This is a genomic window from Staphylococcus sp. MZ3, assembly GCF_018622755.1.
GTDB classification, from domain to species: domain Bacteria; phylum Bacillota; class Bacilli; order Staphylococcales; family Staphylococcaceae; genus Staphylococcus; species Staphylococcus aureus.
In genome coordinates this window covers 1183122-1203910 of the sequence record NZ_CP076026.1, presented here as the reverse complement: position 1 = coordinate 1203910, position 20789 = coordinate 1183122, and the positions used below count along the sequence as shown (strand labels likewise).

Genomic DNA, 20789 nt, shown 5'->3' with positions numbered 1-20789 from the left:
GTGACAAGTTGCTACAAGTCATTTTCGTCCATAGAAATTGACTTATAGTTGTCGAACATGAGGGTATTATTAGATAAACAAGCATATGAAAACTTATTTATCATTCAACTCCCCCACCTTTTTCAGTCTCTCGTACTGAATTAAAAGGGGTATTATTTAATTATAACTGCATTTCTTTGATCCATTTCTTCTAAATAGACACTTACCGTTTCCTCTTTAGAAGTAGGTATATTTTTACCAACAAAATCTGCTCGAATTGGTAACTCACGATGTCCTCGATCAACCAAAGCAGCTAAACCAATTTTAATAGGTCTAGCATTTAGCAAAATAGCATCAAGTGAAGCACGAACCGTTCGACCAGTATACAGCACATCATCAATAATGATGACTACTTTATCTGTAATATCTGTGTCGATGTCTATTGCGTCTTTTGTCGAAAGTGATGACATGTGCTCTATATCATCTCTAAAGTATGTAATATCAATTGTTCCAGTAGGTATACGTTGTTGCTCAATTTGATGAATTTTATCTTGTATACGATTCGCTAAATATTCACCTCTTGTTTTGATACCTAAAAGAATTAAATTATCAGTACCTTTGTTATACTCCAAAATTTCGTGAGCGATTCTCGTCACTGTACGTTGTATTGCGGCATCATCCATTATGATACGTTCAGACATATTCTCACCCTTTCAAAATTTAGAAACAAAAAACCTCATGTCTTTAATATCGACATGAGGTTTAGTATATACAATCAGCCTATTTACATAGAAGAATCGTAGTATTACTACTTATTCTTGCATATGTGAAAGTGTTATGATCATTTTAGTATATATCTATATTTTCATGTCTTTGACGTCTCTCTGGACGCTCAATTAAAGACTCTTTATGTTGTACTTAAACTGTTATAAGGATAATACTAATCAGGCGCTTTGTCAATCTATATTGAAAAATTAACCGATCTCAGTAAAAATGTTAACCTTAATCTATTTTATAATGTGTTTTCATTTTAAAAAAACGAAAACGATAAATACTTATAGTTTACATAATAATGTTATCGTAATTATAGCACAACACAATTATGCATCTCTTTTTCGAATTGTATCTAATAAATCTTCAAAGTCTTGTGGTAATTCAGCATGTCTTTCAATATATTCACCTGTTACTGGATGTTCGAATCCAATAAGTCCAGCATGTAGAGCTTGACCACCAATATCCAATGTCTTTTTCGGTCCATACTTTGGATCACCAACTAATGGGAAGCCAATATATTTCATGTGCACACGGATTTGATGCGTACGTCCTGTTTCAAGTTGACATTCAACAAGCGTATAATCTTTAAAATGTTCTAGTACGTTAAAATGTGTCACTGCTTCCTTACCATCATCAACAACAGCCATAGATTGACGATCATTTTTGTTTCTACCAATTGGCGCATCGATTGTACCGTAATCATGAGGAATATTCCCGTGAACTAAAGCGATATATTTTCTTTTAACAGATTTATCCATTAATTGTTCTACAAGCCCACGATGAGCAATATCATTTTTAGCAACCATTAATAAACCAGAAGTATCCATATCTATACGGTGAACAATACCTGGACGAATTTCTCCATTAATACCTGACAAATTTTTAATTTGATACATTAAACCATTAACTAATGTATTGGTATAATGCCCTGGTGATGGATGAACTACCATGCCTTTCGGTTTATATACAACTGCAACATCGTCATCTTCATAATAAATATCTAAATTTAAATTTTCAGGTAGAATATCAGCTTCAACCACTTCTTTTTCAGTGACAACTATATGATCATTAAGTTTCACTTTATAATTAGATTTAACAACTTTATCGTTTGCAACGACTAAACCTGCTTTAATCCAATCTTGTATCTGGTTACGAGACCAATCATTATTTAATTCAGGCAGCAACTTATCTACACGCATACCTGTTTGTTCTTTATCTGTAATGTTAAATTCATAAGTCTCCATTACTTAACCTCCTTCTCCTTTTTATTGGAAGTATCCTTTAATAAGGCAATAATAATTAATATTACACCAATTGTTAAACTTGAATCTGCTATATTAAATATTGGAAAATCATAACCAAAAATATTTGTATCAATAAAGTCAACAACTTCTCCTGTTAAAATTCTATCAATAAAGTTTCCAAGTGCACCTGCAAAAAGTAAACTAATAGCAACTTGCATAAACAAATTATATTGAGCATCTTTAATAAAGAAATATACTAAGGCTATTAATATAATAATGGTAATAATAAAGAAAAATGTCATTTTTCCACTCAATATTCCCCATGCAGCACCATTATTTCGATGTGATGTTATGTTTAAAAAGTGCGGTATCACTTCAAATGAATCTCCAATTTTCATTGTAGTAGCTATAATATATTTAGTAACTTGGTCAAATATAACGACAAATACTGCTATTAAAATGGAAGTGCCAATAAAATATTTTTTGTGCATTTTCGTTCCTCCAATCAATCGTCCATAAGACAACTCTTTATATTATAGCTTACACCTGCTAATAAAAAAAGTAAGCATATTACATTAAATCTAATGTTACTCACTCAATACTTGATAAACTACTATGTTTTGACATTAAATATGAACTTAATTATTCATTTATCATATTTAAGATGACATTAAAAATTAGGAAAGCAGGCTGGAACATAAATCCCTAAAAAGACAGTAGTAAGATATTTTCTAATTAAAAATTATCTTACTGCTGTTCTCTATTTATACAATACTTCGTATTGAATGGCTTCGCTATGCCCATCTGGCACATTACTGTAAAATTCTATAAATAGAATTTTTGATGATGGGTCCCTTCCTAGGGTGCCGTCTCAGCCTCGGTCTTCGACTGGCACTGCTCCCTCAGGAGTCTCGCCATTAATACTACGTATTAACATGTAATTTTACTTTTAAATACTTTAAAAAAATAAGACATGAATCGTCTACACTTAATTGGACAAATTCTATGAGAATAGATATTGTTAATTTAAGAAAGTAGGCTATTTTGAGTTTCACTCGAATGTCAGTTCGAGGAATAAATAAAGTTAAACGAGAGCTAGGTTTTGTATTAATGGCACTTAATATAAGGAAAATAGCAGCTCAACGAGCTGTACATTATAAAATACATATCAAAAAAGCTGATTTCTATCAAATAATTAATAGAAATCAGCTTTTTACATTGCCTAAGAACTTAATGTCCCAGCCTCCTTCATAACTTGTATAAAAAGATCATTAAAAACGATTCATTATATGGTTCGTCCATTCAAAGTATATACTAATCTTCAACTTCGATATGATTAAAGCGATAATAGATACCATCCGGACCTTGTAAATTTAAATGTGTTGTTTCAGGATAATGAAAGTCAACAATTGCTAATCCATACGTATCAAAATTTTCTACACGTTTCGTTGCTGATACCCAATCATTCATGGCCAAATGTTGATAATAGCCATTCGATGCTAAAAATATTGAATAATCATCCATATATGCCGATTGCTCTAATCCAAAATAATCGAGGTAGTACTCTTTTACCTCTGATAAATGAATTGTCTTAATATGCAATGCACCTATAATAGCGTCATCTGGAATACCTAACCATAACAATTTTGTTGCATGACTCACTAATCTCGGTACATTTAATGGTCTAATATCAATTTTTACTAAATCATTTTGCCTCGTCCATTGCGCTTCGTCTTTATCAACATAAAATTTAAAACCGTTTCCTTCTGGGTCTTCAAAAAATAATGATAACGAAGCAGGCTGTATACCTCCGTTAACTGGAATATCATATTCGCTTAAATGAATTAGTAAATTAGCTAAATCACTAATTTGAGGTAGTTTAATTGCGATATGAAACAGTCCCGCTTCGGACATTAAAGGTTCACGTCCATTTTGTAATTCAACAAGTGTAATGACATGATTATTTTGACCTACTTCATATTGTATCGATGTTAATGTCTCATTTATAATATTTAATCCTAATACGTCCTCATAAAATGGCTTTAATTCATTCTTATCTCTCACATTTAAAGTGATACCATTTACAAAGTTTGCGTTACTGTTATGATACATTCAATTAACTCCTATCAAATTCAATATCTGTGCTTACTTTTACTTAAAATTATCGCGAACATAATTGAGAATAGCAACTATAACGCATTTATAAGCTTCAGAGAATTTGTACCATTCCTGAATAATTTTTATTTTAGTAAATTACACATTTTTTAACACATATAACCAGTAACTTGGTCATTTTTTTATTCACAAAAAAACTCTCTTCATCATGTCAACAAAAACTACAACATGATTATGAAGAGAGCTTTAATTTATATCATCTGTATAAGTACTTTATACAATTTCAATTATACCAGTGATTTTACAACTTGTTGGCATCGTGGACATAGATGCGTCAATTCATCAACAGCACCAAGATCCTCTGAATAGTTCCAACATCTTTCACATTTTTCACCATCTGCATGTTCGATGACAATATCACCATGTTCATAAGCTGTTGCCTGATCATCTAACTTATCTACAACTTTAACTTGTGACACGATAAATAATTGATGTAATGCATCAAATGAAGTTAAGAATTCAGATGCATTAAATTTATCGTTACTAGCAATCGTAACTTTAGCTTCTAATGATTTACCAATAACTTTTTCATTACGAGCAGTTTCTAATGCACGGTTCACATCATCACGTAAATTCATAAATGTACGCCATTTATCCAATAAAGCTTGATCTACTTCTACAACTTTAGGCATGTCTGCTAAGTGAACACTTTCTTCTTTAACATGTGGTGTATGAGACCAAACTTCTTCAGCTGTATGCACTAAGATTGGTGCTAACAACTTCGTCATATCAACTAAAATTTGATATAACACTGTTTGCATACTACGACGGATATGAGAATCACGTTGTTCAATATATAAAATATCTTTACCGTAATCCAAATAGAAATTACTTAACTCAACATTGATAAAGTTTTGAACTTCTTGATAAATATTTAAGTAGTCAAAGTTTTCATAGTTGTTAATCGTACTTGCAGTAAATTCACGTAAACGATTTAGCAAGTAACGATCCACTTCTAATAACTCTGATTCAGGAATGCTATCTGTGTCAGGATTGAAATCGTTAATGTTACCTAACATAAATCTTAATGTATTTCTGATTTTACGATAAACATCAGATGTTTGTTTTAAAATTTCATCAGAAATTCTAACATCAGCTAAATAGTCCGTACTACTTACCCAAAGTCTCGCAATATCAGCACCTTTTTGTTTAACCACTTGGTCAGGTACAATCACATTACCTAAAGATTTACTCATTTTCTTACCTTCACCGTCCATAACAAAACCATGAGAAAGTAAGAATTTATAAGGTGATACTCCTCTTGTAGCAACTGAAGTTGTGATAGAAGAGTTGAACCAACCACGATATTGGTCACTACCTTCTAAATACATATCCGCTGGGAAACTTAATTCCGGTCTTGTTTCCAACACGCCACGGTGTGATGAACCAGAATCAAACCAAACGTCCATAATGTCTGTTTCTTTAGTAAATGTACCGTTAGGGCTGCCTGGATGTGTAAATCCTTCTGGTAGTAAGTCTTTCGCTTCTCTTTCAAACCAAATATTTGAACCGTGTTCTGCAAATAAATCAGCAACATGATTCACTGTTTCTTTCGTCATGATAATTTCGCCATTTTCAGCATAAAATACTGGTAACGGTACACCCCACACACGTTGACGAGAAATAACCCATTCGCCACGGTCACGAACCATATTGTAAATACGTGTTTTACCCCAATTTACTTTGAAGTTTGTATTTTCGATTGCATCTAAAATATCTTGTCTTACTTTACTGATTGAGGCAAACCATTGTGGTGTAGCACGGAAGATTACAGGTTTTTTTGTTCTCCAGTCGTGTGGATAGCTATGTGTAATAAAGTCTAATTTTAATAGTGCACCTTTTTCTGTTAATAAATCAGTAACGGCTTTATTAGCTTTATCATAGAACATCCCTTCAAATTGGCCGCCTTCTTCAGTAAATACACCTTTATCATCGATTGGACTAATTACTGGCAATTCATATTTTTGACCAACAATATAGTCATCTTCCCCGTGACCTGGTGCTGTATGTACACAACCTGTACCAGCATCTGTAGTAACATGATCACCATTAATCACTAACGATTCTCTGTCTAAGAATGGATGTTGTGCTACAACATACTCTAATTCTTTACCTGTGTATTCTTTTTCTAATTTGATTGATTCTTTATCCCAATCCAGTGCTTCTGCTACAGCGTCAGACAAGGCTTCTGCAATAATATATTTTTCGCCATTTACATTGTATTGACCATATTTTAATTCAGGATGAACGGTAATCGCAACATTTGATGGAATTGTCCATGGCGTTGTTGTCCAGATAATAAATTTAGCATCTGCATCAACGACACCTTTGTCATCTTTAACGTCAAATGCAACGTAAATTGATGCTGAACGTTTATCGTGATATTCAATTTCTGCTTCTGCTAATGAAGACTCACTTGAAGGAGACCAATAAACTGGCTTTTTACCTTTATAAATTAAACCTTTATCTGCCATTTCTCCAAAAATACGAATTTGTGCAGCTTCGTATTCAGGTTTTAATGTAATATATGGATCATTAAAGTCACCACGAACACCTAAACGTCTAAAATCTTTTTTCTGTAATTCAATTTGTTCTAAAGCAAATTCTTTACATTTCTCACGGAATTCAGCTGTTGACATTTTCTTTCGGTCAACACCTTTTTTCGTTAATGCTTGTTCAATTGGTAAACCATGTGTATCCCAACCTGGTACGTATGGTGCATAGAACCCTTGCATAGTTTTATAACGTACAATAAAGTCTTTTAAAATTTTGTTCAAGGCATGTCCCATATGTAAGTTACCATTCGCGTATGGTGGGCCATCATGTAAAATGAATGTTTCGTTACCTTTATTTTTTTCTAACGCTTTATGGTATTGATCTTCTGCATCCCATTTTTCTTGAATTTGCGGTTCCTTGTTTGGTAAACCACCTCGCATTGGGAAATCTGTTTTAGGCATTAATAACGTTTCTTTGTAATCCATTTTTTTCACTCCTTAAAAATTTAAAAAACTCTAAGTTAAATTAAAAGGGACGATTGCTCGCGGTACCACCCTTATTAACTCAACTTAGAGTTCTCTCATTACATTATTTAAATATTAAAAAGCCAGTGATATAACATACATGCTTTTACTAGGCTCTCACCATTACCTAATTCGCTGTGAAAAGTTAAATGTATATTACGCGTCTGTCTTTATTTAATTCTTACTTCTTAGTTGTTTCTGAATCATTGGATTGTTGATTATTGTCTGGTGTATTTGATGCATTATTTTGTGCATTTGCTGCAACTTCATCTGGCTTTAAATCATTTTCATGCAAATGATGAATATTTTCAAGCGTCACTTGTTCAGCGTCTAAATCATAATTCAACAAGTAATCCCAATCTTCGTTTTTTAATAAGTCTAATTGCGCTTCAACTAACATACGGAAACGCGATCTAAATACTTTTGATTGACGTTTCATATCTTCAGTCTGGAATGCTAAACGGCGTGCTTTTTCTACCGCGTCACCAACCATTTGATTAGCTTGCGCTTCTGCCTTAGCTATAATCGCTTCAGCTTGTTTCTCTGCAGCTTGCTTAGTTTCTTCACCAGCTTTTTGAGCTTGTATCAAAGCATCACTTACAGATTGATGCACGTCTTGATAAGACTTAATATTAGTATCTCTCTCTTCGATTACTTTTTCAAGTTGTTTTTTATCTTCTTTAAGACGTTCAATTTCAGTGCTTAGTTGCTCCAAAAAATTAGCAACTTCAGTAGGTTCTAAACCATTCTTTACACGTGAAAACTCTTTATTCTTAATTTCATTTGGTGTAAAAGGCATTTGTTATCCTCCTTAAATCATTACTATTTGAATAATGTTCTATAGGTAATGTGCGTTTTATCTTTTTTAGTTTTACCACCTAAGTCAGTAATGTGTGTTCTACCAAAACCTTGGATGGATATTAAATCATTTGCTTGTAATTGAAAATCTGCTGAATCAACAATAGTGTGATTCACTTTAACACGTTTTTTTTCAATTAGTTGTTTCGCAATCGTACGTGATTTACGTATCATTTCTTTAATAACAACATCTAACCTTAAAGAACTAACTGTTGCACTTTCATTTTTCCAATTCTCATTAGATTGTATCATATCTGTTACTGGAATAGTATAAAGTTTAACTGATGCGCCTTTAATACGTTGTAATTCTAACATAATAAATGATTCCAATCTACTTGTCAAAACAAATTGAATTCGTTCATTCACAATTATATCTCCAACTTGTTCGCGTTCGATACCTAAAGACATTAATGTCCCTAAAATATGTTGATGTTTTAAAGTGACGAATTTTTCAGGATACTCTATTTCCATTAAAGTTAATTCAAAGTCACTTTCTTTAGGTTCATAATAGTTCGGCGAAATGATTGCTCTTTTTCTTTCAGCATTAGGCCCGCCATAAAAAGAGACGTTTAAATCTTCATAACTGCCACAAATCACTTCCAATATATATTGCCCTCTTGGATCTAAAAAATGCGTTAATACTGGTGCATAATGTTGTTCCGCTTGATCACATTTATCCGTTAGCTGATCAATTAATTCGTATTCTTCCTGTCTAAAGTGTTGATAAATATCTATGTTAATCACTACCTTAAAAAAATTATAAAATACCATCTATTGCCCTTATATTCAGAAAAATACATATCAAAAACGAGGCTAAAGTATCATGTACCCTTGCCTCGTTATGTCACTTAATTTATTGTAATTGAATTAAAATCCAATTAAAGATTTGGAGTAACCCTTTTTGGAATAATACTAAAACGAAAATTGCAGCGATTGATGATATGTCGATAATTCCAATAGGTGGAATTACTTTTCTAAATGGTTGTAAGAAAGGTTCATATATTTTCGCTAAAAAATAACCTACCTTAGTTTCTCTAATACTTGGTACCCAAGATGTAAAGAAATATATAATCATGCCGAAATAATAAATTTCAACAACAAAAAGGATAAATTTAAATATTGTAGCTAGTACATTTATATCCATATGTTAACTCCTTAGTCGAATGAATGTTCCATATTTTCAATATGGTCTGTAATGCTTCCAGCTACTTCCACATTATCAGGCGTACATAAGAAAATATCAGTACCTACACGTTGGATATCTCCACCGATTGCATAAACAGTACCGCTTAAAAAATCAATAATTCTTTTCGCTGATACTTTATCAATACGTTGTAAATTGACAAGTGTCGCACGGCGGTTTTTAAGCTCATCAGCAATATCTTGTGTATCTGAAAAAACACGTGGTTCGAATAAACACATTTTTGAACTTTCTTGTGATGCATTGTTTGGTGTAGCATTGTTCATAGTTACAACATTACGTGAATTATTTTTTGAATAATTAGACATACGGTTATTCCTTTCTTCTGACGTTGTTGTATATCTTGATGCAGATTTTTGAGGGTCTGATTTGATTGCGTTTTGTTTTGTTGTTTGTTGTGACTGCTCTTTTGCTGGCGCTTCATTGACCTGTTGTTGTTTGTCAGGTACTTCTACTTCCTCTTCATCATCTATTACAAAAAATCCACTAAATAAATCTTTTAAAGCCAAGTGGCTCACTCCTCTTCTCCTACAAGTTTAGTCCCAATTCTAACAAACGTCGCACCTTCTTCAACTGCAATAAGATAGTCATTACTCATTCCCATTGATAATTCATCACAAGGCGCATATTCTAAATTGAGTCGTTGTATTTCTTCTTTTTTCAAACGTAACTGTTTAAATAACGATCTAATATATGCTTCATCATCTGTCAATGGTGCCATCGTCATTAAACCTACAATTTCGATTTTGTCATATTTTTTAAGATCATCTATAAACTGATCAACATCTTCTAAAGCAATACCATGTTTAGAAGCTTCTCCCGAAACATTCACTTGCAAGAAACATTTAATTTTATGTTCTGCACGTTTGTTAATTTCTTTGGCTAAGCTCAATCGATCTAAAGCATGGAAATAATCTACGTCGTTTATAACGTCCTTAACTTTTCGAGATTGTAATGATCCTATAAAATGAATCACCGCATCTGATGGTAATGCTTCTTTCTTTTGAAAAAAGCCTTCCAATCTATTCTCACCAAAATGTCTTATTCCAGCCTCATACGCTTCTTTAGCTCGCTCTATTGTAACATATTTTGTAACTGCAATCACGTTTGGTTTTGTTGAAAAATTATTTTTTTCACTTTTGTCATTAATTTGTGTTGAGATTTGTTGTAAATTATCTTTCACACGCAAACATATCTCCTCCTTGTTTACTGTTGACCAATGAATGCTAACATGCGTCCTGTTTGACCTTTTTCTAATCGATAAGAGAAAAATAATTCTAAATGTTCAGATGTAGCATACGCTGTCGTATAAATATTTTCTTTAGGAACACCATAATAATTTAATAATGCAGCATTGGCTTTTTTCAAATCAATACCATGACGATCTCGTCCTCTAGTTTCAATATAGTTGGCACTATCAATTGGCAATGTTTCAAATTTATTTTTAATATCATCATTAATTTCATAACTTGATGATGTAGATGGTCCAATAACGACATGTAAGTCTTTCAAATCAAAGTTCACATGTTTTAGCACTTCTTTTACAATTTCAGTATAGGTACCACGCCACCCTGCATGCGCCAATGCAATAAAATGATGTTTTGTACTATAAAAATATACTGGTACACAGTCTGCATAACACATCGTTAATAAGACATTACTATCATATGTGTACATCGCATCAATACCATGAAGCGCATCAGTTAAAGTGTCTATATTTGTGCCTATATCATCCTTTGTAATACAAGCGACTTTATTTTCATGTGTTTGGATGGGAAACACCCAATTTTTTCTATCAAACGCAATTTCTTCAGCTAATTGCAATTGATGTTGAGTAATATTATATGGGCGATCATCAATATATCTCGCCATATTAAAAGCATTTTTAGGATAGTCGCTTAAACCATCTCCTCTAGTTGTAATACCTAGAGTAATACCTTGTTGTAATAATTCTTCATATATTAAATGATGCGGTTGCTTTTTAAAATTATCATTCACTCGATCGTCACCATCATTTCATTTAAATTATCTTCGTCTAACTGTACAAAGTTAATAATTATATAATATAACATTTATGTTTAAAGTTAAAATGTTGCGCAAATAATTTTTGACTTAATTTTGACACGATACTTAAACACTTTTAATGACTTCGAAAAACTTAAATGTCCTTCTACATGTTCTAAAAATTAGTAAAAAAATCATCAGATATGTTATCTGATGATTTGTGTTGAATTATTTGTGTATATATTAACCGATTAACGTCTTGTTCTTCTTGAACGTCTTTCTTCTCTATTTCTAATGAAGCTTGGAATATCATCTTCTTTAGTTGTATGCGTTCTTTCACTTACACTATCAGTTGCTTGTGCATTTGATGAATTTGAAGTGAATGATTCATCTTTAGAAGTTGCATTGCTAGAAGTATTTACGCTTGTTCCGAATCCAGTGCTACCAGATTTACGACCATGTGATGTTGGTTTGTCATCAAAACCAGTTGCAATAACTGTTACAACAATCTCATCTTGTAATTCAGGATTAATAACTGTACCGAAAATCATATTAACGTCTTCATCTGCAGCATCTTGGACAATATCAGCAGCCTCTTGTGCTTCAAATAATGACAATGACTCGCCACCAGTAATATTCATAAGCACACCTTGTGCACCAACGATAGATGTTTCAAGTAATGGAGAAGAGATTGCTTTTTTAGCAGCTTCTACCGCTCTATTTTCACCAGAAGAAACACCAATACCCATTAATGCAGAACCTTGGTTAGACATAATTGTCTTAACGTCTGCAAAGTCTAAGTTTACTTCACCAGAAACAGCGATTAAGTCTGAGATACCTTGTACACCTTGGCGTAACACGTTGTCAGCTTCTTTAAATGCTTCCATCATTGGCGTAGATTTGTCAACGATATCTAATAAACGGTCATTTGGTATAACGATTAATGTATCTACTGCAGCTTTCATAGCTTCTACTCCAGCAGCAGCTTGAGTTTGACGTTTACGTCCTTCAAAACTAAATGGACGAGTTACAACACCAACAGTTAATGCGCCCATTTCTTTTGCAATTTTAGCAACGACTGGTGCTGCACCAGTACCAGTTCCGCCACCCATACCAGAAGTAACAAATACCATGTCTGCACCTTGGATTGCATCTTCAATTTGTTCACGAGATTCCTCTGCAGCTTTTTTACCGATTTCAGGGTTAGCTCCTGCTCCTAAACCACGTGTTAATTTTTCACCGATTTGGATTTTAGATTCAGCTTTAGATAAGTTTAAAGCTTGACCGTCTGTGTTGATAGCGATAAATTCAACATTATTCATTCCGTGGTCAATCATTCGGTTTACGGCGTTGTTACCGCCACCACCTACACCAATGACCTTTAAAGTCGCTAAATGATTAAATCCTTGTTCAAATTCTAACATTTAAATTTCCTCCTAGTTTTATTGGCCAATAATCATTCAAATAGAGATTTCATTAGTTTTTTGAATTTACTTTCTTCTTTATCTTTGTCTTGAACATGTTCATGATTCTGTTTATGTTCCTGATGATTATCTTCTGATTGATAAATTTCTTCATCTGTTGACTCTACTTCATTTTCATGAGTATCTTTTTTGTTTGTTTTACGTTTAAACCAATCAAATCCGCCTAATTTAGATTCGTTATCTTTGTCTTTCACATCAATAACATCTTCTTCAGTTTCTTCATTATCATGATAATTAATTGTAACATAATCTAATAACTCATCAAAAGCGATACTACTAGAAATTGTAGAAATTGCTGAAGAAAATTCAGGTTTTCTAATTCCCATTTGTGATGGCGTGTGAATTCTAACTTTTTCACTTACCATATCTGATAATAATTCTTTTACGCCAAGTAAGTTTGCAGATCCACCAGTTACAATAAACCCACCATTTACTTTTGTTAATCCTAAATCTTGTAAAACATCAAATACTTCGAAGAATATTTCTTCTACACGCGCTTCAATAAAGTCACTCAAATCTTTTTGAGTATACTGTACTGTTTCATCACTATCAACCTGTTCAACAGTGAAGATATCTTGATCTGAAGCAGAATCATAGAATGCATGACCATATTGGTGTTTAACTTTTTCAGCAGTTTCATAAGAAGTGTTTAATCCTTGTGCAATATCGTCTGTAATATCACGCCCTGCCATTTCGATAGAATCAGCATCTACTAATTCACCGCGTTCATAAAAAGCAACTTGCGTAACGTCTTCACCAATATCAATGACACATGCACCTAACTCTTTTTCAGTAGCTGTTAGGATTGAACCATAGTTATATGCATCAGAGTAAACATCTAATACATCAACACCACATGCTTCTACGCATTTAATCATATTAATTAAAATCGATTTTTGAATAGCAATTACGCCTGCTTCAACCTTTAATGAATGTCTGGCAATTAATTCTTTAGGGTCTGAAACCTCATTTTCTTTATCGACTATAAAACGAATCGGGAACACATTAATTACTTCTGTTTCTTGCACATCATTTTTTTCTCTAATACCTTCTAATACTTTTTCGATATGTGAACCGTTGATTTCTGTATCCTCATAAAAGTCGATTTCATTTGATTCATCATAAACTTCCGTTCCAATGATAGGTAATTTCAGGAAAACTTCTTTAATATCAACACCCGAAGCGATTGATGCCTTTTTAATTGTGTCTTTGATTGCTTGTCGCGCAATATCAAAATCATCAATTAAACCATTTTTTATACCGCTCGTGTAGGTTTGTCCTGTACCTATCACATTTATACCATTGTGAAATTTCTCGCCTACTATTGTTTTTACGCTTGATGATCCAATATCAATACTTACGTAGTAATGTTCTTCCATAGATAGGCACCTCCTGACAAATTACTATTAAAAAAATACACTATCCTTAGTTTACAATACGTTGAATGGCTTGTGAACTATAAACATAGACAATATCAAAATTTTTTAATTATTCTTACTTGATTGTTTGTTAATTTTGTTTAAAACGCTTTGTAATTCTTCTTTTGCTTGATTTTCCTCTTGAGATGATTTAGTCACATTTTTATCGCTTTCTGATTGACTAGACGTGTTTCCACGGTATGGGATAAATGAAGCACCGACTGATAAATCAATATAGCCTCGTGTTTTTAGTTTACCCGAACTATCCCTTGATAATGATTGTGACATCTGCGGATAATATTTCATTTTCTTAGATATCGTCGAAATATCACCGATTACTTGAAGTCCATCTGTCGTAAACAATTCAATTCTGCTTTGTTTGTTTTTACTTGGGGCGTATGTCACTTCGGCAATATATCGTCTAACTTCAGGTGTCATTTCAGATAACGCCTTAATCATATCATCTTCTTTTGTACCTTTGAAACCATCCATGACAGGTGCATCATTAATTTTGACATCATTTGAACCTTTAAGCAATTTACCATTTTCTAATAAAGGTAAATATTTACCTTTATATTTCACTAAAGCAATAATTTCATTTTCTGTGATATCTACGTTTAATGTGTTTGGTAATTGCTTGTGTATCTCAACACTTTTGATTAATGGATCCTCTTCGAGATCATTAATAGCATTTTTTTTACTAAACGTATACATCCTTGAATCATTTTTAACACCTAAAACTTTGTTTATCTTTGAAGTACTAACGTGATTATTTCCATTTATATTTACATGCGCAATTTTACTAAGTGGTGAAAACATGTAAATTAATATAACAGCAATCAACAATACCAATATTGTAATAACACTGTATTGGATTCGCTTTTGTCGCTTACGTCTTAACTTCCGCTTTTCTTCAAGTGTTAATGGCTTTAATTGTGTTACTTTACTTTTTCGTTCTTTTTTCGTTACTGTTTCCTCATCAATCGAGTCGCTATTTTGTTCTTTAGGAGCTGATTGAGGTTGTTCGTTGTCGACTGAAATTACATTCGATTCATTTTGGTCGTCAATTTCTTGATTATATCTATAATCCTCATTTTCAATATTAGAGTCTGTAGAATCATCGATATTATTATCATTCGCATGACTAGAAGCAGAATCATTATTTTTATCATTGCTTTCTTCTTTTTTGAAGTCTTTATTTATCAAGTAAATTTCTTCATCAAAATCAGCTTGTTGAGATGTATCATCTTTATTTTGATTAGAAAAATGTGTAGCCTTTGATCTTTTTCTTTGCCGTCTTTTCTTAGATGTATTCCTCGTAAATAATTCTAATTCATCTTTATCTTCATTTGATTCTTGTTGATCGTTCTTCGTTTTATCATCCATCAATACTCACACCCTTTAATAAGATGGTAAATGGGCACGGAATCTTTCAATAAATTTCTCTCCACGCTCTTCAAAAGTACTATATTGATCCCAACTCGCACAAGCAGGTGACAATAATACAACATCATTTGGTTCTATAATATCTTGTACTTTATCAACAGCGTCTTCGACATTGTTCGCTTCAATGACCGATTTCCCTTGACTATTACCTAGTTTAGCAAACTTAGCTTTCGTTTGTCCGAATACAACCATCGCGCGAACATTTTCCATATAAGGAATGAGTTCGTCAAATTCATTCCCTCGATCCAAACCACCACATAACCAAATGATTGGTTGATTAAATGAATTTAAGGCAAACTGTGTTGCTAGCGTGTTTGTTGCTTTGGAATCATTATAATATTTATTAGTTCTATTAGTACCAACATATTGCAATCTATGCTCTATTCCTGAAAATGTAGTTAAACTATCAATAATTGCTTTAATAGGTACACCAGCTAAAATACAAGCAAGCACAGCTGCTAATATATTTTCTAAATTATGTTCACCAGGCAATACTAGATCTTCAGTGTTAATAATACGAACACCTTTATAAATGATAAAACCATCTTTAATATAAATACCATCAACTTCTTGTTGAGTTGAGAAATACAATGTCTTAGCTTTTAATTCTTCCGACTCTATCACTTGTCTTTGATGATAATTACAAATCAAATAATCTTCTTCCGTTTGATTTTTATATATTTGCTTTTTAGCATTTTGATAGTTTTCTAAATTTTCATGGTAATCTAGATGCGCCGAATAAATGTTAGTAATTATAGCAATGTGTGGTTTATACTTTTCGATTCCAAGTAACTGGAATGACGACAACTCTGTAACTAAATAATCTGTAGGCTTTACTTCTTGTGCTACTTTAGATGCAACATAACCAATATTGCCGGATAATCTTCCAGTTAAGCGACTTTTTTTAAACATATCTCCAATTAGAGAAGTAACTGTCGTTTTACCATTTGTACCCGTTACAGCTATGATTGGTGCTTCAGAGATTAGATAACTTAACTCAACTTCTGTTAAAATTTTCAAATCTCGTTTCACTGCTTCATCAATAATAGATACTGTATAAGGTATTCCAGGATTTTTAACAATTATTGGATTATTATCAAGCAACGTTAATGGATGACTTCCACTTACAACAGAAATACCCATAGATTCTAAATCTTTTGCATGAGCATCTTGCGATAAGTCTTTCCCATCATTGACAGTCACATTCGCACCTAATTTACTTAATAATTTAGCTGCTTCATAACCACTTTTTGCCAAACCGACGACTAATACATTTTTATTTTCTAACCCTGTATAATTAAGCATCTTAATGCACTCCAATCCATAAACCGATTAAACCTGAAATCAGACCAACAGCCCAAAATACTGTAACTACTTTCCATTCGCTCCATCCTATCAATTCAAAATGATGATGAATCGGACTCATTTTAAATATACGCTTTCCAGTCAATTTAAAGCTAGCGACTTGTAACATAACAGATAATGTTTCAATTACGAATACTAAACCTATAAAAATTAATGATAATTCCTGATTAAGCATGATTGAAATCGTAGCAAATATACCACCTAAAGCTAAGCTACCTGTATCTCCCATAAACACTTTAGCAGGGTTAATGTTATATGGTAAAAATCCTAAAAGTGCAAACAACATAATGATACAGAAAATACCAATTGCCGTTTCTCCTAACACAAAGCTCATGATGGCATACATTGTAAATCCGATAATTGACAGTCCAGTTGCTAATCCATCTAAACCATCTGTTAAATTTACCGCATTAGAAAAACCTACTTGCCAAAAAACAATGAAAATAACATATGCAAATGATAGTGGGATTGCTACATTCGTAAATGGAATATGTATGCTCGTAGAAAAATTCACCAAATGAAACACATTACTTAAAACAAAGAAAATAATCGCAATACCAATTTGCGCCAAAAACTTCTGTTTACTTGTTAAACCTTGGTTATTCTTTTTAACAACAATAATATAATCATCTATAAAACCAATTAACCCAAAACCAATCGTCACAAATAATAACAGTATGATTGGATTAGCTTGATCTACAAATATAATAGCCACCAAAGACGTTATCACAATACTTAATAGAAATGTTAGTCCACCCATCGTTGGTGTACCAGTCTTCTTCATATGGCTTTGTGGACCTTCTTCTCGAATACTTTGACCAAATTTCATCCTTTTTAATGTAGGTATTAAAACAGGTACCAAAACAAATGTAATCACTAGCGCTAATAACGCATATACAAAAATCATAACTATCTCCTCTTCTTAATCCAGACTTTTTTAACCACTAATATATTATCAATTTTTCAATTAAATAAACAAAGTTGTAATCAAAATTTATAATTTTTCTTTTTTACGGCATAAGAGGCCAGTATAAAAAGTTTGCCTATAACAAACAAGTTAATCTGACCTCGTCTACCTTAAAATTCTCTATCAACACTTATTTATAAAGATTAAATGAAGATGTTTTTTTCTATCACAGCATTACTTTAGTAAAAACAAATAGTGACAATACACCCTTATTTAATGTAGCCATTCTTGTTAGTCCGACTTATCCTTGTCAGTTTTACTGTCAGATTTCTTCTTATCATCTGAATTTGAATCAGAATTATTCGTCGAATTGCTGTCTACATTCTCTGATGAAAATTCTACGTCTATTTTATCTTTTTCAGTAAGTTTTTGTCCCTTACTAATTGATTGGTGGGACACAAAACCGCTACCTTTTAAATTTACTTTAATATTTGTTAGGTTTTCAAAAGCAATGACATCTTCTTTCGTCCATCCTGACATGTCAGGCATAGTTAAGTCTCCGTCTGTTAATAACAGTACTTTACTATGAGGTAAGACTTTATTCCCTGCTTTTATAGATTGTGCTTTTATTTGTGTGCCAGAACCGATAGTAACTGGTTCTAATGATTTTGCACTCACATTATCAATAGCTTTTTGTTTGTCTTGACCTTCAACATCTGGCACTTTACTATACTCTGCATTAGATGTGTCATCTTTTGATTTACCTACATTTAAATATTTCAAAGTATTTTCCATTATTGGTTTAAACGCTTTACTAACACCTAATTCATAAGCTTCTTGGTCATTTTTTTGTGCCAAGCTCATACCAGCGTATACAATAACTTTAGGATTTTTCTTCGGTGCGTCACCCATAAAACTTACAAAATATGGGTTTGGACCTTTAACGTATCCACCACCATTAGGTGCAGCGACTTGTGCTGTACCAGTCTTACCTTCGACCTCATAACCATCAATACGATAGTTTGCAGCGTGACTCTTCTTACTATTCACAACTAAATCCAATTGCTTTTCAACTTTTTCAGCAGTATCTTTTGTTATTGGTTTGCCTGCGATTTGTTTTTGACCTTTATAAAATTGTCTTTTACTAACAGGATTTTCAACGCTATTCACAAACCATGGTTTTAACATATTACCATCATTAAAGAACGCTGATTGCGCCTGTAACATTTGAACAGGTGTTACTGTTGTCGATTGACCAAATGATGACGTTTTTTGTTGCAACTCATTACTCCATCCAATTTGACCAGGTGCTTCTCCATCAAACATACCTTTAGTTGATTTTCCAAATCCAAATCGTTCATACCAAGATTTCATTTTGTCTGCACCAACTAAATCTTGTAAATGCATCATCAATGTATTAGATGAATAAGTAAATCCGAGTGACATTGGGATTTCACCCCAACCGACTCTATTCCAGTCTGAAATACGTGAACCCATAATATCTCTATGTCCAGATTTATATTTCTTATCAGGATCAAAAGCACCTTCTTGAATAGCAGCTGCTAACCCATATGATTTAAATGTTGATCCAGGCTCGTATGTGTTTTGATAAAGGTCATTTGCCCACTTTTTACCAAAGTCTTTACCAGTTTCAGGATTAAATGTTGGTCGCTGACTGTATGCTAAAATTTCTCCAGTTTTGGCATCCATGACAACCGCAAATAAATCTTTCGGCTGGTATCTTTCAACCATGCCATCTAAAGCTTCTTCAACAAATACTTGAATATTTGAATCGATTGTTAAATGGACATCATCACCACGTTTAGGCTGCTTCTCTTTTTTAGTATTTGGTGCGATATATCCCCAAATATCATGAATATATCTCAATGATCCTTTAGATCCACTTAAATAACTATCAAAAATCTTTTCAACTCCAAGTGCACCTTTAAGTTCACCAGTATCCGGATTTTTCTGAGCTCTACCAATTAAGTGTGATGCAAAATTGCCATTTGGATAAAAGCGTTCTGTTTCAGGCAATAAAGAAATACCAGGCAAATTCATTTTCTCTATTTTCAATTTGTCCTGATACGTTAAATTTGTTCCTTTGCGTCCAAATTCAATTTGGAAAGCTTTCTTTTGACTAAGTCTCTTTTCAATTTCCTCTGGCTTCATATCAATGACTGTAGATAATTTCTTTGCAGTCTCTTTTTTATCAACTACATGCCTAGGTTTTTTAGAATTGGCACTCGCCTTTTTATCTATTACTGCAACAAGTTTATATCTTTCTACATCTTCTGCTAGCACTTTACCATTACGATCATATATCTTTCCTCGTTCTGGTTGTTGTGCATTCTTAACTAAATACTTTTCATTTGCCTTCATGACTAAATCTTGACCATTAGAATGTCCAGTAATCATGATATATGAAATTCTTAAAACCAATATAAAAAAGAGCAGTCCGAATAAACCAACAAGTAGGACTGCCCCTATTTTATTTTTTTTAATTTTAATTTTTTGCTTCGCCATTACTACGCACTACCTTTACATTATCGTTCTCAAGGCTCATCCCCTGTTTCTTAGCCTTTTCGTATATGCGTTCATAAGAAGAATTCTTTTTGATTTCAGATTGTAAAGCACTGTTTTCACTTGATTGTTTATCTATTTTATAATCTAAATCTGCAATCTTTCCTCGCGTATCATACGCATCCATTTTTAAAGATAGCATATAAATACTTAACATAGCAATTACAGTAATCAAAGTTATGTATAAAACTTTTTCAAATTTAGTTAATTGTACAACCACTTTTCTCGAAACAGTCTTCTTTTCGGGCTTAGTTTGTGGTTGTTGCTTCGGTATACTATTATAAACTTGTTCGTCATATGGTTGGTACACTTTTTCTACAGCCATTATAAA

The 20789-nt window shown here is 32.7% G+C and carries 18 protein-coding genes and 1 pseudogene; 1 reads left to right on the top strand and 18 read right to left on the bottom strand.

Features of this window, described 5'->3' with window-relative positions; translation table 11 throughout:
* Positions 1-152: 152 nt before the first annotated feature.
* The 3 genes from pyrR to lspA all read right to left on the bottom strand — a co-directional run bounded on the left by pyrR (position 153) and on the right by lspA (position 2488).
* A complete protein-coding gene (gene pyrR, locus KI230_RS05890; protein WP_000003868.1) occupies positions 153-680 on the bottom strand; it encodes a bifunctional pyr operon transcriptional regulator/uracil phosphoribosyltransferase PyrR in 528 nt (175 codons plus the stop codon).
* A 399-nt stretch (positions 681-1079) separates the two neighbouring features.
* Positions 1080-1997 (bottom strand): RluA family pseudouridine synthase, encoded by a 918-nt coding sequence (locus KI230_RS05885; protein WP_000451294.1) that lies wholly within the window; start codon positions 1995-1997, stop codon positions 1080-1082.
* Positions 1997-2488: a signal peptidase II gene (gene lspA / locus KI230_RS05880; protein WP_000549207.1), complete on the bottom strand. Its 492-nt coding sequence runs from the start codon at positions 2486-2488 to the stop codon at positions 1997-1999. The genes KI230_RS05885 and lspA overlap by 1 nt, the downstream gene beginning before the upstream one ends.
* 547 nt (positions 2489-3035) lie before the next feature.
* Between lspA and KI230_RS05875 the strand changes: the two are divergent.
* Positions 3036-3251: pseudogene (locus KI230_RS05875) on the top strand (IS5/IS1182 family transposase); the annotation flags it as partial.
* 60 nt (positions 3252-3311) lie between these two features.
* On the opposite strand, the gene KI230_RS05870 reads toward KI230_RS05875, so the two are convergent.
* The 15 genes from KI230_RS05870 to ftsL all read right to left on the bottom strand — a co-directional run bounded on the left by KI230_RS05870 (position 3312) and on the right by ftsL (position 20783).
* A complete protein-coding gene (locus tag KI230_RS05870) occupies positions 3312-4109 on the bottom strand; it encodes a VOC family protein (protein ID WP_000274855.1) in 798 nt (265 codons plus the stop codon).
* A gap of 290 nt (positions 4110-4399) precedes the next feature.
* Positions 4400-7153 carry an isoleucine--tRNA ligase gene (ileS, locus tag KI230_RS05865; protein WP_138277895.1) on the bottom strand — a complete coding sequence of 918 codons (2754 nt, stop codon included), beginning with the start codon at positions 7151-7153 and terminating at the stop codon, positions 4400-4402.
* 220 nt (positions 7154-7373) lie between these two features.
* Entirely contained in the window at positions 7374-7991 is a 618-nt protein-coding gene (locus KI230_RS05860) for a DivIVA domain-containing protein (protein WP_001117064.1), read from the bottom strand.
* A 23-nt stretch (positions 7992-8014) separates the two neighbouring features.
* The gene (locus KI230_RS05855; RefSeq protein WP_138278863.1) at positions 8015-8794 is read right to left on the bottom strand and encodes a YlmH family RNA-binding protein; all 780 of its coding nucleotides are present in this window, start codon (positions 8792-8794) and stop codon (positions 8015-8017) included.
* Between the two features lie 109 nt (positions 8795-8903).
* Positions 8904-9194, bottom strand: a complete 291-nt coding sequence (locus tag KI230_RS05850; protein WP_000354112.1) for a YggT family protein — start codon at positions 9192-9194, stop codon at positions 8904-8906.
* An 11-nt stretch (positions 9195-9205) separates the two neighbouring features.
* Complete coding sequence (locus KI230_RS05845; protein WP_214958346.1) at positions 9206-9769, bottom strand: cell division protein SepF; 564 nt, start codon at positions 9767-9769, stop codon at positions 9206-9208.
* Entirely contained in the window at positions 9766-10434 is a 669-nt protein-coding gene (locus KI230_RS05840; protein ID WP_001548498.1) for a YggS family pyridoxal phosphate-dependent enzyme, read from the bottom strand. The genes KI230_RS05845 and KI230_RS05840 overlap by 4 nt, the downstream gene beginning before the upstream one ends.
* 23 nt (positions 10435-10457) lie before the next feature.
* Positions 10458-11249 (bottom strand): peptidoglycan editing factor PgeF, encoded by a 792-nt coding sequence (pgeF, locus tag KI230_RS05835; RefSeq protein WP_000999341.1) that lies wholly within the window; start codon positions 11247-11249, stop codon positions 10458-10460.
* Between the two features lie 257 nt (positions 11250-11506).
* A complete protein-coding gene (gene ftsZ, locus KI230_RS05830) occupies positions 11507-12679 on the bottom strand; it encodes a cell division protein FtsZ (RefSeq protein ID WP_000888997.1) in 1173 nt (390 codons plus the stop codon).
* A gap of 32 nt (positions 12680-12711) precedes the next feature.
* Complete coding sequence (gene ftsA / locus KI230_RS05825) at positions 12712-14118, bottom strand: cell division protein FtsA (protein ID WP_000391032.1); 1407 nt, start codon at positions 14116-14118, stop codon at positions 12712-12714.
* Positions 14119-14223: 105 nt separating this feature from the next.
* Positions 14224-15543 (bottom strand): cell division protein FtsQ/DivIB, encoded by a 1320-nt coding sequence (locus tag KI230_RS05820; protein ID WP_000342184.1) that lies wholly within the window; start codon positions 15541-15543, stop codon positions 14224-14226.
* Positions 15544-15558: 15 nt separating this feature from the next.
* Positions 15559-16908: a UDP-N-acetylmuramoyl-L-alanine--D-glutamate ligase gene (gene murD, locus KI230_RS05815; protein WP_000935987.1), complete on the bottom strand. Its 1350-nt coding sequence runs from the start codon at positions 16906-16908 to the stop codon at positions 15559-15561.
* 1 nt (position 16909) lies between these two features.
* Positions 16910-17875 carry a phospho-N-acetylmuramoyl-pentapeptide-transferase gene (gene mraY, locus KI230_RS05810; protein ID WP_000578458.1) on the bottom strand — a complete coding sequence of 322 codons (966 nt, stop codon included), beginning with the start codon at positions 17873-17875 and terminating at the stop codon, positions 16910-16912.
* A gap of 291 nt (positions 17876-18166) precedes the next feature.
* A complete protein-coding gene (locus KI230_RS05805) occupies positions 18167-20401 on the bottom strand; it encodes a penicillin-binding protein (protein WP_001118652.1) in 2235 nt (744 codons plus the stop codon).
* Positions 20382-20783 (bottom strand): cell division protein FtsL, encoded by a 402-nt coding sequence (gene ftsL / locus KI230_RS05800; protein WP_000257598.1) that lies wholly within the window; start codon positions 20781-20783, stop codon positions 20382-20384. The genes KI230_RS05805 and ftsL overlap by 20 nt, the downstream gene beginning before the upstream one ends.
* Positions 20784-20789 lie beyond the last annotated feature (6 nt).